Here is a 13,956-nt window from a genome sequence, read left to right as displayed (position 1 = left end):
CAAAATCCTCTCTATTGCATAATTCTTCGAACTGAATAAATATCTCTTATTTGTTTAATACGCTCTACCACTTTATGAAGATGATTAATATTATGAATTGAAATGGACATATGAATTGTCGCCATTTTATTACGGTCGGAACGTCCCGAGACAGCAGAAATATTAGTCTTTGTTTCGTTGACTGCTTGTAATACTTCATTCAATAGACCTCGACGATCAAATCCAGAAATTTCAATTTCAACATTAAATTCCTTGCCTGAATTAATATCCGTTTCCCATTCTACAGGGATTAAACGATTCTCCGCTTCGTCTGTGTGCACATTCGTACAATCTGCACGATGCACAGAAACACCTCGTCCTTTTGTAATGAATCCAACAATTTCATCACCTGGAACTGGGTTACAGCACTTTGATAAGCGAATGAGCATGTTGTCAACACCTTGGACCACTACACCGGAATCTCGACGCTTACTTGGACCCATACGCTTTGGTTCGCGTGTAATCTCTTGAAGAGTGACTTCTTGTTGTTCTTGATCACGTTTTTTACGCCATTTTTCGGTTAAACGGTTCGCGACTTGCGCTGCAGTAATCCCGTTATACCCAACAGCCGCATACATGTCATCTTCATGAGAAAAATTAAATTTCTCCGCTACACGCTTAATATTATCAGACACTAATACTTCTTTTAGATCAAACTCTAGGTTTCGAATTTCCTTTTCTACTAATTCTCTACCTTTTTCAATGTTCTCTTCTCTTCTTTGCTTCTTAAAGAATTGACGAATTTTATTTCGAGCTTGTGAGGTTTGAGCAAGCTTTAACCAATCTTGACTCGGACCATACGAATGCTTGGAAGTCAAGATTTCAATAATATCACCTGTTTTCAGACGATAATCAAGCGTGACCATCTTCCCATTCACTTTTGCACCAATTGTTTTGTTTCCAATCTCTGAATGAATTCGATAAGAAAAGTCAATTGGCACTGAACCAGCCGGGAGCTCAATGACATCTCCTTTTGGCGTAAAGATGTACACCATATCAGAAAACAAATCAAATTTAAGAGATTCCATGAACTCTTCTGCATTCGTCGATTCATTCTGGAATTCTAAAATTTCTCTAAACCACGTTAACTTCTCTTCGAAAGAAGCTTGCTCATTTGCTACTTTTCCTTCTTTATAAGCCCAATGTGCAGCAATTCCATACTCGGCAATTTGATGCATTTCGACTGTTCGAATCTGGACTTCTAGTGGATCTCCTTTTGGACCTATTACGGTTGTATGAAGAGATTGATACATGTTCGGTTTAGGCATTGCAATGTAATCTTTAAATCGACCAGGCATCGGTTTCCAACATGTATGAATAATTCCTAACACGGCATAACAGTCTTTAATACTACTAACAATAATTCGAACGGCTAATAAATCATATATTTCATTAAACTGTTTGTTTTGTAGAGCCATTTTTCGGTAAATTGAATAAATATGCTTAGGACGTCCGGAAATTTCAGCTTTAATAGACACTTCATTTACTTTGTCACGAACCTCATTAATAACCCCATCTAGGTACTCTTCACGCTCTGCTCTTTTTTTCTTCATTAAATTAACAATACGATAGTATTGTTGTGGATTTAAATAACGTAGCGCTGTATCTTCAAGCTCCCATTTAATCTTTGAAATCCCTAAACGATGTGCTAAAGGAGCAAAGATTTCTAGGGTTTCATTTGAAATACGACGCTGTTTTTCTTGAGGTAAATGCTTGAGCGTTCTCATATTGTGAAGACGATCAGCAAGTTTAATTAAAATAACACGCATATCTTGTGCCATTGCGACAAACATCTTTCGATGATTCTCTGCTTGCTGCTCTTCTTTTGATTTATACTTAATTTTCCCTAACTTTGTTACACCGTCTACTAACATGGCAACTTCATCATTAAATGCTGCTTTTATATCTTCAAGTGTGACATCTGTATCTTCTACGACATCATGTAAAAAACCAGCAGCAATTGTCTCTGGATCCATATCTAAATCAACTAGAATTCCAGCTACTTGAATCGGATGAATAATATACGGTTCACCTGACTTGCGATATTGTTCACGATGTGCTTCCTTTGCAAAATCATAAGCACGTTGTACAAACTCAATATCTTCTCCTACCAAATATCTTCTTGCATTATCAACGACTTGTTCCGCTGTTAACACTTGCTCATTAGCCATGAAATCACCTTTTATTAACTAGCATTTTATAAATCCATATTGTAACTATTATCATGAAAATCTTCAAGGATGTAAAGTACTTCACAAGAAAATTCATAATGACTCTTCTTTAGAAGCTCATTGATGATAAAAAGAGCACCTTCAAATGGGTACTCTTATGAAAATCAAACAAATGAAACGATTGCTTAGTTTTACGTTGCAAAAATGGAGAGAACGAAACATTCTCTCCATTTTTGCAACGTGCTTCTTAATATTCCATTAATGTAAAGACATCATAACCTTCTAACTTATCGCGACCATCTAAATAAGTTAACTCAATTAAAAATGCTGTTCCTACTACAATACCGCCAAGTTGTTCAACCAACTTAATAGTGGCTTCAATTGTTCCACCCGTTGCTAAAAGGTCATCTGTGATTAAAACACGTTGACCAGGCTTAATTGCATCTTTATGAATTGTTAATACATCTTTTCCATATTCCAAGCCATAATCAACTTTAATGACTTCACGAGGTAATTTACCCTCTTTACGTACAGGCGCAAAGCCAATTCCTAGTGAATAAGCAACTGGACAACCCACGATAAAACCACGTGCTTCCGGACCAACAACAACATCAATTTGTTTTTCCTGTGCATATTTTACGATCTCATCTGTTGCTGCTTTGTATGCCTCACCATTATCCATTAACGTTGTAATGTCTTTAAACTTGATTCCTGGTTTTGGCCAGTCATGTACAATTGTTACATACTGCTTAAAATCCATTAGTTTGTTGCCTCCTCGTTCGATAAAGCACAGTCTTGCATCATATTAAATTGTTCTTTAAGCTGCGCATATGAAGTATAAATAAACTTCTTCTCTATTTCAATTTGTTCTTGTTTTTTGCGATAAGTCGCAGATTCTATTAAATCACGTTTTCCGCTATTTTTCACTAGCGAAATGAGACCATTTTCTATTGTAACAAATTCTAACTCAAAAAACACCTGTGACATGAAATCTATTGCATCTTTTGACCATCCTCGATGAAGGGCTAGCTCTTCTTTGTAACGACCTAAATCAAACGGGCTCTTTTTAGCCAAAAATGCATAATACCATTTAAAGTGCTCACGAGTTGGAATCGTATCAAAATAGTGGTTTTCTGCTGTTAAAAACAGGGCATAAATTCGGCTTGGCATTCCGTTTTGAAGCACATTTTGAATAGCGGAAAATGATGGAGGCATATCAAGGAATACAATATTTTCTCCTCTTCCCTCAAACATCGCTGCTTGCTCATCACTTTCAATGACTATTGTTTGCTTTTCACCAAGTGCTTCTTGATAAGCATCAAGGGTAGCACGGTTAAAAATGAGAATCTTCATAGTATCTGTTTCAGGCTGTGCTAAAAACTTTTTTACATCTCTCATGCTTCGGTAATCAAACAATTGCCATTCTCTAACAGCCACATCTTCGATCATAAGTTGAGGCTTGCGCATATTATTCCACTCATTAATGCTGAGCTCTCCAACGAATGACACTTTCGAAACAGGCGAAACCTGTTCATAAATATAACCTAATCCAAAACCTACTGCATCAACAGATAACCCTTTATCTTCAAACACAACTTTCAGATGGTTTTGCTCTGCTCCAATTTTACGAATTGATGATAATCCTACATTCTCTACTAACACTTTTGGCTTAGGATTACTCATCCCAAATGGAGCAAGTGCATTAAGCTGCTTTATGTTATCAATAGTAATATCTTCAATGTCACACACCGTGTCAATCGAAGTAATTGGTATGAAATCTTCCTCTGTTAACACTTCACTTGCTAACTCATTTAATCTTTGTCGTAGATCTGCCACATCTTCTATATTCAACGTCATACCAGCAGCCATTGGATGACCTCCAAAATGAGGTAAAATATCACGGCAATGTGATAAATTAGCAAATAAATCAAAGCCTTCTATACTACGCGCTGATCCTTTTGCAATCCCTTTTTCGCGATCAATGCTCAATACAATGGTCGGTCGATAGAAACGATCGACCAGACGAGAAGCAACAATTCCTACAACTCCAGCATTCCATCCCTCACCCGTAATAACTAGAACGGAATGCTGATCTGGTGGATATTGCTCTTCTACAGCTTTAATAGCTTCTTCTGTCATCTCATTTACAAGCTGTTGACGCTCTTTATTTAGACTATCAATTTCTTTAGCTAGCATATCAGCTTCTTCTTGATTTGTTGTCATTAGTAAGTCAACAGCTGGGTCTGCATCTTGAAGACGACCTACTGCATTGATTCTAGGTCCAATCGCAAAGCCAATTGTATCTTCGTTAATATCGTCTCGCTTTACACTGCATACTTTTAATAATGCTTTAATTCCCGGACGATTTGAAAGCTTTAAATAGTTTAATCCCTTACTTGCAATTAAACGATTTTCATCAACAAGAGGAACTAAATCCGCAATGGTTCCAATAACAGCTAACTCTAGTAAGTATTCCGGCAATTCTCCAAGAAGAGCATGCGCCAGCTTAAATGCTACACCTACTCCTGCTAACTCTTGAAATGGATATGTACTGCCTGGCTTTTTTGGATGAATAATGGCATAAGCTGGTGGTAGTACTGGACCTGGTTCATGATGATCTGTAATAATAAGATCAAATCCTAGTGACTGCGCTAATTCCGCTTCGGCTACAGCTGAAATACCAGTATCGACGGTGATAACTAACGTATATCCTTCATCACTAATGAAACGAAAAGCCTCTTCATTCGGACCATATCCTTCTGTAAAACGATTAGGAATATAAAAATCCACATGCGCTCCTGCAGACCTTAAAGCAGACAACATAACAGATGTACTGCTTACACCATCCGCATCGTAATCTCCATATATCATTATTCTTTCGCCATTCTCAATTGCTTGATGAATACGCTGTACAGCCTTATCCATATCATCTAGCAAGAATGGGTCATGAAAAGATTGTTGTTCGACGTGTAAAAATTGTTTTGCTGATTCGACAGTTTGGATTCCTCGGTTTATTAATAAGGAAGCAATTAGAGGTGTAACTTCAAGCTCATTCACAAGCTCGTTTACAAGCTCATGGTTTGTCTGTTGAACCCTCCAACGTTTTTTCGATTGTAACATGTCTTCTCACCCCTTAACCAACCTTATTATACTAGAGTGATTGTTAAGAATCTACCTTTAGACGATAACTGGTCGTTCTGTAACATAGCTATTGCCTACTTAAAAACAAAGTCACATTTGATGAGTTTAAAGGTGCGTATATTCTGTTTCATACAAGCTGCACCGTCAATCAAAATCCTTCTTATATGTTAGCTTTCTTGACGGTACAGCTTACACATTTTCCGTTGATTAGAACGTTGGTCTATTCTTTATCTGAATACGGATTAATGTGGATTAATACATCTTGAATATTCGGCTCTTCCATTAATCGTTTTTTTACTTCCTTTGCAATTGCATGTCCTTGTTCGACTGTTATAAACGGATCAACTGAAATTTTCAAATCAATAATAACGTAGTGTCCATGCTCCCTAGCATGCAAAGACCCTAGCTTCCTCACACCGTCTACGGACATAGCTAGTTCGCGTAGATGGGTAGTATCTTCCTCATGTAATACATGATCTAACGTATTGTGAATCGATTCCGCCCCTAATTGCCACGCCATCTTTAAGACAAGAAAAGCAACAAACACCCCAGCAACTGGATCTGCATAAACAAGCCAATCAACCCCAATATATCCCCCTAAAATAGAGGCACCAATTCCAATTAACGCAGCAATAGAGGAAAACACATCTGATCGATGCTCATAGGCATTAATAATAACGGCATCACTTTTAATTTCTTTTCCAAGCTTAAATTTATATCGAAACATCCACTCTTTTACAACTATTGAAAAAAGCGTCGCGTAAATGGCAATAACCTTCGGTGACTCAAGGGGTTCAAAGAATGCTTGAACGGAAGATGTGAAAATTTCAACTCCAACGATAAATAATAGAACTGCAATAATAATGGCTGCAATAGACTCTGCTTTTCCATGCCCATATGGATGGTCCTCATCAGGTGGTTGCTTTGCCACCTTTACTCCAACATAAACGGCAATGGAACCTGCCACATCTGAAGCTGAGTGAACAGCATCTGCAATAAGTGCTTTACTATTCGCTTGTATTCCTATCACATATTTGATGATAGCTAAAACAATATTCCCCACAATCCCGATCATTGCTGCAAACTTCGCTTTTTTAAAACGCTCTTCTTTAGTTAAAGCTTCCAACACATCACACCCTCTTCAACGAATTCCTTTTGACAATTTATAGAATACCCGACTTTGTTTAATGTCATGAAACGGATTTAACAAACTTCATTCGAACCCCATCTATATTTTTATAATGATCATTATAGTAAAAAAAGACGTCCTATAAATTCATAGTATGACTGAATTTATAGGACGTGCTATTTAATAGAGTGATCTACTTCTTTTACTATTTGTTTATCTTACGGCTCTAAATCTTCTTCAACTTCTAATCCTTTTGAACGCTTACGTGCTAATTGTTTGTTCTTCCAAACAAGCCATAATTGCGATGCAATGAATAATGATGAGTATGTCCCTGCAATTAAACCAATTAATAGTGCAATGGAGAAATTTCGAATGGACTCACTACCAAAGATAAGAAGTGCAACAACTGTAATAACAACCGTTAAAATGGTATTAATTGAACGCGTAAATGTTTCTCGTAAGCTTCGGTTTACAACAACTACTAAATCATCAAATGTTTTAGCTTTTAGTTTCTTCATGTTTTCACGAATCCGGTCAAACGTTACAATGGTGTCATTGATCGAATAACCAACAATCGTAAGTACTGCCGCAATAAATGTTAAATCTACCTCTAATCGTGTAATACTAAAGAAAGCGATAATAAAGAAAGCGTCATGTAACAATGCGATAACAGCTGCTAGTGCCATATAAAACTCAAACCGAATCGTTACGTAAATGATGATTCCAATCGATGAAATAAGAACAGCAATTAACGCATTTTGTGCTAGCTCTTTTCCTACTGTTGGAGATACAGTACTCACATTTGCTTCTGTTCCATACTTTTCATTGAAATGATTTTTTACAGTTGCAATTTCATCTTTTGATAATACTCCTAATAATCGAGCAACACCAATCTCATTATTGTTACCTGAGAGAATAACATCTTTTGGCTCTAAATCAAGAGCTTCAAACTCTTCTTCCACTTGCTGTTGCGTTAATGGTTTGTCTGATAGAATTTCAATACGAGTACCACTTGCGAAATCAATACCTAAGTTTAACTTCAACACAAGTAGCATAATAATGCCAATAACCGTCATCGCACCTGAGAATATAAAGAACTTCTTGCGGTGCTTCACAAAATCAATACGATCCCAAGTTGTTGGAAGAACGACATTTCCATCGTCTTTGCCTAAGTCTTGAATCTCAGAAGGCTTTACTCCAAAGAAGTGAGGTTTTTTATTAAAGATGCGACTGTTCACCCATAATCCAAGTAATAATCTCGTTCCATATACAGCTGTGATGAAACTTGCAAGAATACTAATAATAAGCATTGTCGCAAACCCTTTTACAGAGCTTGTCCCGTATGCAAATAGTACACCCGCAGCTAAAATGGTTGTAATGTTTGCATCTAAAATGGTTGAAAGAGAGTTTCGATTACCAGCTCTAAATGCTGATATCACTGAACGTCCAGTTTTTAATTCATCTTTAATACGCTCATACGTAATAATGTTTGCATCTACTGCCATCCCAACACCTAGGATCAGTGCTGCAATTCCTGGAAGTGTTAAAACAGCGTTCATCCAGTTAAACACAACTAAAATTAAGTAAATATAAAAGCTTAAAGTAATAATGGCAATGATTCCAGAGAAGCGGTAGTAGAATAGCATAAATGCAAAAACGATTGCCACCCCAACCATACCTGCTAGAACCGTTTTGTCCATTGCTTGCTCACCAAACTTGGCACCAACGGATGTTGAATATAACTCTTCTAATTCAACAGGCAGTGCCCCCGCATTTAATAAGTCAGCTAGCTCGGTAGCACTTTGAACTGTGAAATTACCACCCGTAATTGATACATCTGTTTGATTAAATACTTGACCAACTGTTGCTGCTGACAAATATTTAGGGCTTTCTTTTCCAGCTTCTTTTTGATAAGAATCTACACCTTCTTCAAAATCAAGCCAGATGACCATTAAGTTTTGGCCAGGTCCCATGTTGAGAACTTGCTCTGTTACTTTTTTAAATTTTTCTGCGCTTTTTAGCTTTAATGCTACACTTGGACGATTGCTTTCATCAAATGATTGACTTGCGCCATTTTCAGCCAAGTCCGCCCCATCCATTAGTACATTATCATTCACATCGCGAAACGTTAAATTAGCTTCTGTTGATAAAATTTCACGGGCTTTGTTTTGATCAGTAACTCCCGCTAATTGAACACGAATACGATCTTCGCCCTCAATCTGAATGTTCGGTTCACTAACCCCTAATACGTTCACACGCTGATCAAGGGCACGAACCGTACTCTTTAATACAGCTTCATTGATCTCTCCATTTTTAGGCTTAACTTCGTATAGCACCTCAAAGCCACCTTGTAAGTCGAGACCAAGCTTGATGTCTTTTGTAATACCAGTAATCGTTGTTCCCATTGTACTAAAAATAAGTAGTACTAAAAGGAAAAAAGCAACGATACGTCCTCTTTTAACCATTTGTGAGAAATCCTCCTTCTATATGTAAAAACGTGATGATAACCCAAAATATGTGTAATAAATGTAAAAATTCCAGCAACATTCCTATTATCTTTCATAACATAACCGCTGTCAAATAACGTTTTTGTAAACTTATTGGAATAAATCAGAAAAATCTTCCTGGTTGTTTAAATCAGCTAATCCATTACTTCGATAAGATTCGATTGTGACATAATTCATGACATCCATAATTTTAACGCTCAATATATCATTGACGATTTGATAGAGAGGTGGTTCTTCTTTTAACTTTTTCCACTTTTTTTGCTGAAGGTAGTTCCATAGCTCATTTTCATTTATTTCTTTATATCCAAGCATATGGAATTCTTCAATCTTACTAGTAATGGCTGGTTGAACCTTTTCTTTCTGAAAAACAACCGTTGCTTGACTCATCATGCTCCTCCTTTTTAGGAATATTCAGATAACTAATCCCCTATAAAATGTAATACTTGTCATGCTTGCCCCTCTTATACGCATATATTTCATTGTATATAATTATAATTCGTTTGAGAAGGCAGTGAGTATAAATGTCTAAATTTTTAAAAGGTACGCTTATCTTAATCCTTGCAGGCTTAATTACACGCGTTCTCGGTTTCATTAATCGAATTGTGGTTGCAAGGCTTATCGGAGATGAAGGAGTCGGCCTTTATATGATGGCTGTTCCTACTCTTGTACTCGTCATTACAATGACTCAAATTGGATTACCCGTTGCTATTTCCAAGCTCGTAGCGGAAGCAGAGGCATTAGGAGATAAACGAAAAATAAAAAAAATACTGGTCGTTTCTCTTAGTATCACCTCTATCTTAAGCGTCATCTTTACAATCGGCTTACTTGCACTCGCACCACTTATTTCACAAACTCTTTTTACAGACGCTCGAACTTACTACCCATTAATCGCTATTACTCCAGTTATTCCGATTATCGCAATTTCTTCTGTCATTCGGGGCTACTTTCATGGTCGCCAGCAAATGAAGCCATCTGCCTATTCACAAGTAATTGAACAAGTAGTGCGTATTACGCTTGTCGCCATTTGTACAAAAGCATTTCTTCCTTATGGCATCGAATATGCAGCTGCAGGTGCCATGTTATCAGCTGTACTTGGTGAACTTGCTTCTCTCATCTATATGTTAATTATCTTTAAAGCAAAAAAGAAAGTGACCATTCGGCGTAAATTTTGGACATCCCTTCAATCTGGTAAAGATACGTTACAGGAGTTAATGCGCATTGCGATTCCCACAACGGGAAGTCGAATGATTGGGTCTGTCTCTTGGTTTTTAGAGCCAATTGTTGTGGCTCAAAGTTTGGCCATTGCAGGTGTTGCTACTACACTAGCAACAAAGCAGTATGGGGAGTTAACTGGATTTGCCCTTCCTCTTCTGATGCTTCCTTCATTTATTACGGTGTCTCTTTCTACTTCTTTGGTTCCTGCGATTAGTGAAGCACTTGCTCAAAATCAAATACGCCAAATTGAATATCGTTTACATCAAGCATTACGACTTTCGTTTGTAACAGGTGGATTGTCTGTTGTTGTTCTTTATGTATTTGCCGATCCTGTAATGGAGCTAATGTATGGAACGAGTAACGCCGCCATTTTCGTAAAAGTGATGGCCCCATTCTTTTTATTTTATTATTTTCAAGGTCCACTTCAAGCCGTTTTACAAGCGCTTGATCTTGCAAAAGCAGCCATGACAAATAGCTTAATTGGCGCCGTTATTAAAACAACGTTAATCTTCGTACTGGCTACTCGTCCCACTTTTGGAATTATGGGAGCAGCGTTAGCCATTGTAGTAGGAATTATGCTTGTCACCCTTCTTCATCTAGGAACCGTTATGAAAAGAATTTCCTATACCATTTACGTGATGGACTATCTAAAAAGCTTTATCGTCATGATTTTGTCTGGGTTCGCTGGACATTATGCTTATATGCACCTTTTCTCTTCAGTTGACCTTGGCTGGAAAACAATTTTTTCAATTATGACGACGTCTATCATGTATTTACTACTGTTACTTGTATTTAAGCTTGTAACAAAGCAAGAATTACAGCGCCTTAATATCATTCGTTTTCTAAAAAGATAAACGAATAGGTACGAAGGGCTTTGAAAAAAATAGATTTAAATAAGTAACAAAAAAGGCCGACAAAGCTTAAATGAGATTTGTCAGCCTTTTTTTAGACTCTTTTCATTATTCTTTATCGTATAAATCAACATATAATTGACCATCACTGTAGCTACAATACGAAATTTGACCAATCTCTTTATAGCCTAACTTTCGCAATTCATGACTTAACCAGCTTTTTGTTTTGTTCTCTTTCTTAAGGTGCTCTTCTTGTACAATGCCATCAATAACGAAAGGTAAGTTCAAACTTTCTTTTTCATTTTGGCTTTGAGTTGAATACTCACTCTTTTCAAAAACAGAAAGCTTACCAGAGGTTTCTAAAATTGCAAATTCAACATCAGCAATATTTTTTACATTTTTCTCACGCAATTGTACAAGTAAGTCATTAATATTATAGCGCTGTTTTCTCATTTCTTTTTCTTTTATTTTTCCATTTTCAATAATAATACTTGGTTCACCATCGATAAGATTACGAACTCGATTACTTTTTAATGACCAAAAAGCGAGACTGACTTGAATAATTAAGAGGGTGACCATCGGAATAACGGTATGTATAAGTGGATCATTTGTATCTTCAATCGCCATGACTGCCATCTCGGCAATCATAATAAACACAACTAAGTCTAAAACGCTTAATTCACCAATTTCTCTTTTCCCCATCACTCGAAAAATAAGAACGATCACAATGTACAAAAACACGGTTCTTAGTACCATGATTAAAAGATCCATTCCCAATAACCTCCACGTCCAGATGCTCAACGTTTAGTTTGTTCAACTTCAAGAAAAACATGACGTTTTTTTGTACGTCTATTTTCAAAACAAGCTGAATATGCTCGTACTAAGCACCTATCTATGCAAAAAGGGGGAGGGCAACATGGAAGCAAAGAGATTAAGTAGTGCCATATTTTTCGGTGTTGCTACCGTGTTCATTATTGCGTTTATTGTTAGTCTAATGTTCTCACTTATCCTTAAATTCACTGATTTACAAGAAAGCTCTGTGAAATGGGTCATGATTATGTTGTCGTTTATTGCTTTGTTTATTGGTGGTTTTATGTCAGGAGGTAAAGGTGGTTCAAAAGGTTGGTTAGTTGGAGGAGCTACAGGAATGTGCTACATCTTTACAGTGTTTTTGCTTCAATTTCTAGGATATAGCCAAATGTTTTCATCAAGCCAACTATTATTTCATTTAGGCTTTCTAGCGATTTCCATGTTCGGCGGAATAATTGGCGTAAATCTATCTGGTCATAAAGAAGCATAAAAAGATTTTCTCACAATCCAATATGAAAATCCCTCATCTAGAATAGACAAGGGATGTATCAGGCAGTGTTAAACGAGGCACTTTGGGCTCCGTTTGACACTGTCCTATTTATTATAATGATTCTTTTACTTCACGGATTGCTGCACGATCAAATGTTAATTTAGAACCGTCTGCACTTTTAATGATTACTTGGCTCTCATCTAACGCTTCAACTGTTCCATGCATTCCACCAATCGTTACAACCTTGTCGCCTTTTTTCAAATCAGATTGCATTTGTTGCACAGCTTTCTGACGTTTTTGTTGTGGACGAATTAGTAAGAAATAGAAGATGGCAAACATTAAAAGTAATGGCCATATAGCATTTAAAATTTCCACAATGTATCCTCCTCATTTTTATTTATCTCAACAGGTACTTATTTCATCTTTTTGTTGAAAAAATCCTGTATTGACCTAGAAGTTTTTCGCGTTTTCTTGATTAAAACCGTATTTTTCAAAGAACTCATCACGGAAATCACCAAGGCGATCTTCTCGAATCGCTTCACGCACTTGCTCCATTAAGTTTAACAGAAAATACAGGTTATGATAAGAAGTTAAACGAAGACCGAACGTTTCGTTACAGCGAATTAAGTGACGAATGTATGCGCGTGAATAATTTTGGCATGTATAACAGTCACAATTTGGATCTAATGGTCCAAAGTCCTCTGCATATTTTGCATTTTTAACAACTAAGCGTCCTTCGCTTGTCATTAATGTTCCGTTACGGGCAATACGCGTTGGTAATACACAATCAAACATATCAATCCCACGAATTGCTCCATCAATTAAGGAGTCTGGTGAGCCTACACCCATTAAATAACGTGGCTTGTTTGTTGGTAAATGTGGAGTTGTGAAATCCAAGACGCGATTCATCACATCTTTTGGCTCTCCAACAGACAGACCACCTACAGCATAGCCTGGAAAGTCCATTGAAATCAAGTCAGAAGCACTTTGACGACGTAAATCTTCGTACTCTCCACCTTGTACAATTCCAAATAGGCCTTGATCTTCTGGACGGTTATGTGCTTTTAAGCATCTTTCAGCCCAGCGGCTTGTTCGTTCTACTGAGCGTTTCATATACTCATACTCAGCTGGATATGGTGGACATTCATCAAAAGCCATCATAATGTCAGAACCTAATGCATTTTGGATGTCCATTGCTTTTTCAGGTGATAAAAACAGCTTATCTCCATTTAAATGATTGCGAAAATGAACGCCCTCTTCTTCAATACGACGGAAATCACTAAGACTAAATACTTGGAAACCACCTGAATCCGTTAAAATTGGACGGTCCCAGTTCATAAATTTATGAAGGCCTCCTGCTTTCTGTACAATTTCATGACCTGGACGTAACCATAAATGATACGTGTTACTTAAGATGATTCCTGCTCCCATTGCTTTTAAATCTTCTGGAGACATTGTTTTTACTGTTGCCAACGTTCCAACTGGCATAAAAATTGGTGTTTCAAATGATCCATGAGGCGTATGTACAATACCAAGACGCGCTCCTGTTTGTTTACAAGTTTTAATTAATTCATAACGAATTGCAGTCATTCACTCTTGTCCT

The 13,956-nt window shown here is 37.0% G+C and carries 11 protein-coding genes; 2 read left to right on the top strand and 9 right to left on the bottom strand.

What is annotated here, in order from left to right; genetic code table 11:
• Positions 1-11 precede the first annotated feature (11 nt).
• From JOC83_RS01150 to JOC83_RS01125, 6 genes are all read right to left on the bottom strand, one after another.
• Entirely contained in the window at positions 12-2,210 is a 2,199-nt protein-coding gene (locus JOC83_RS01150; protein WP_205182703.1) for a RelA/SpoT family protein, read from the bottom strand.
• A 247-nt stretch (positions 2,211-2,457) separates the two neighbouring features.
• A complete protein-coding gene (locus JOC83_RS01145) occupies positions 2,458-2,970 on the bottom strand; it encodes an adenine phosphoribosyltransferase (RefSeq protein WP_205182701.1) in 513 nt (170 codons plus the stop codon).
• Positions 2,970-5,330 carry a single-stranded-DNA-specific exonuclease RecJ gene (gene recJ / locus JOC83_RS01140; RefSeq protein ID WP_205182699.1) on the bottom strand — a complete coding sequence of 787 codons (2,361 nt, stop codon included), beginning with the start codon at positions 5,328-5,330 and terminating at the stop codon, positions 2,970-2,972. Before recJ ends, JOC83_RS01145 begins: the two co-directional genes overlap by 1 nt.
• Positions 5,331-5,571: 241 nt before the next feature.
• Entirely contained in the window at positions 5,572-6,426 is an 855-nt protein-coding gene (locus tag JOC83_RS01135) for a cation diffusion facilitator family transporter (RefSeq protein WP_205184712.1), read from the bottom strand.
• A 272-nt stretch (positions 6,427-6,698) separates the two neighbouring features.
• Complete coding sequence (gene secDF, locus JOC83_RS01130) at positions 6,699-8,945, bottom strand: protein translocase subunit SecDF (RefSeq protein WP_205182697.1); 2,247 nt, start codon at positions 8,943-8,945, stop codon at positions 6,699-6,701.
• Between the two features lie 132 nt (positions 8,946-9,077).
• Positions 9,078-9,374: a post-transcriptional regulator gene (locus JOC83_RS01125; RefSeq protein ID WP_239583259.1), complete on the bottom strand. Its 297-nt coding sequence runs from the start codon at positions 9,372-9,374 to the stop codon at positions 9,078-9,080.
• 134 nt (positions 9,375-9,508) lie between these two features.
• Here JOC83_RS01125 and spoVB point away from each other — a divergent pair, with 134 nt between their 5' ends.
• Positions 9,509-11,056 (top strand): stage V sporulation protein B, encoded by a 1,548-nt coding sequence (spoVB, locus tag JOC83_RS01120; protein ID WP_205182694.1) that lies wholly within the window; start codon positions 9,509-9,511, stop codon positions 11,054-11,056.
• Positions 11,057-11,161: 105 nt separating this feature from the next.
• Here spoVB and JOC83_RS01115 read toward each other — a convergent pair whose 3' ends face one another.
• The gene (locus JOC83_RS01115) at positions 11,162-11,824 is read right to left on the bottom strand and encodes a DUF421 domain-containing protein (RefSeq protein WP_205182692.1); all 663 of its coding nucleotides are present in this window, start codon (positions 11,822-11,824) and stop codon (positions 11,162-11,164) included.
• A 145-nt stretch (positions 11,825-11,969) separates the two neighbouring features.
• On the opposite strand from JOC83_RS01115, the gene JOC83_RS01110 reads away from it, so the two are divergent.
• A complete protein-coding gene (locus JOC83_RS01110) occupies positions 11,970-12,353 on the top strand; it encodes a TIGR04086 family membrane protein (RefSeq protein ID WP_205182690.1) in 384 nt (127 codons plus the stop codon).
• A 111-nt stretch (positions 12,354-12,464) separates the two neighbouring features.
• On the opposite strand, the gene yajC is transcribed toward JOC83_RS01110, so the two are convergent.
• Entirely contained in the window at positions 12,465-12,728 is a 264-nt protein-coding gene (gene yajC / locus JOC83_RS01105) for a preprotein translocase subunit YajC (RefSeq protein WP_205182688.1), read from the bottom strand.
• 75 nt (positions 12,729-12,803) lie between these two features.
• Complete coding sequence (gene tgt, locus JOC83_RS01100; protein ID WP_205182686.1) at positions 12,804-13,943, bottom strand: tRNA guanosine(34) transglycosylase Tgt; 1,140 nt, start codon at positions 13,941-13,943, stop codon at positions 12,804-12,806.
• Positions 13,944-13,956: the final 13 nt, after the last annotated feature.

The organism is Priestia iocasae (assembly GCF_016909075.1).
GTDB lineage: Bacteria > Bacillota > Bacilli > Bacillales > Bacillaceae_H > Priestia > Priestia iocasae.
The sequence above is the reverse complement of the archived record's forward strand: the minus strand, read 5'-3'. Positions and strand labels throughout refer to the sequence as shown.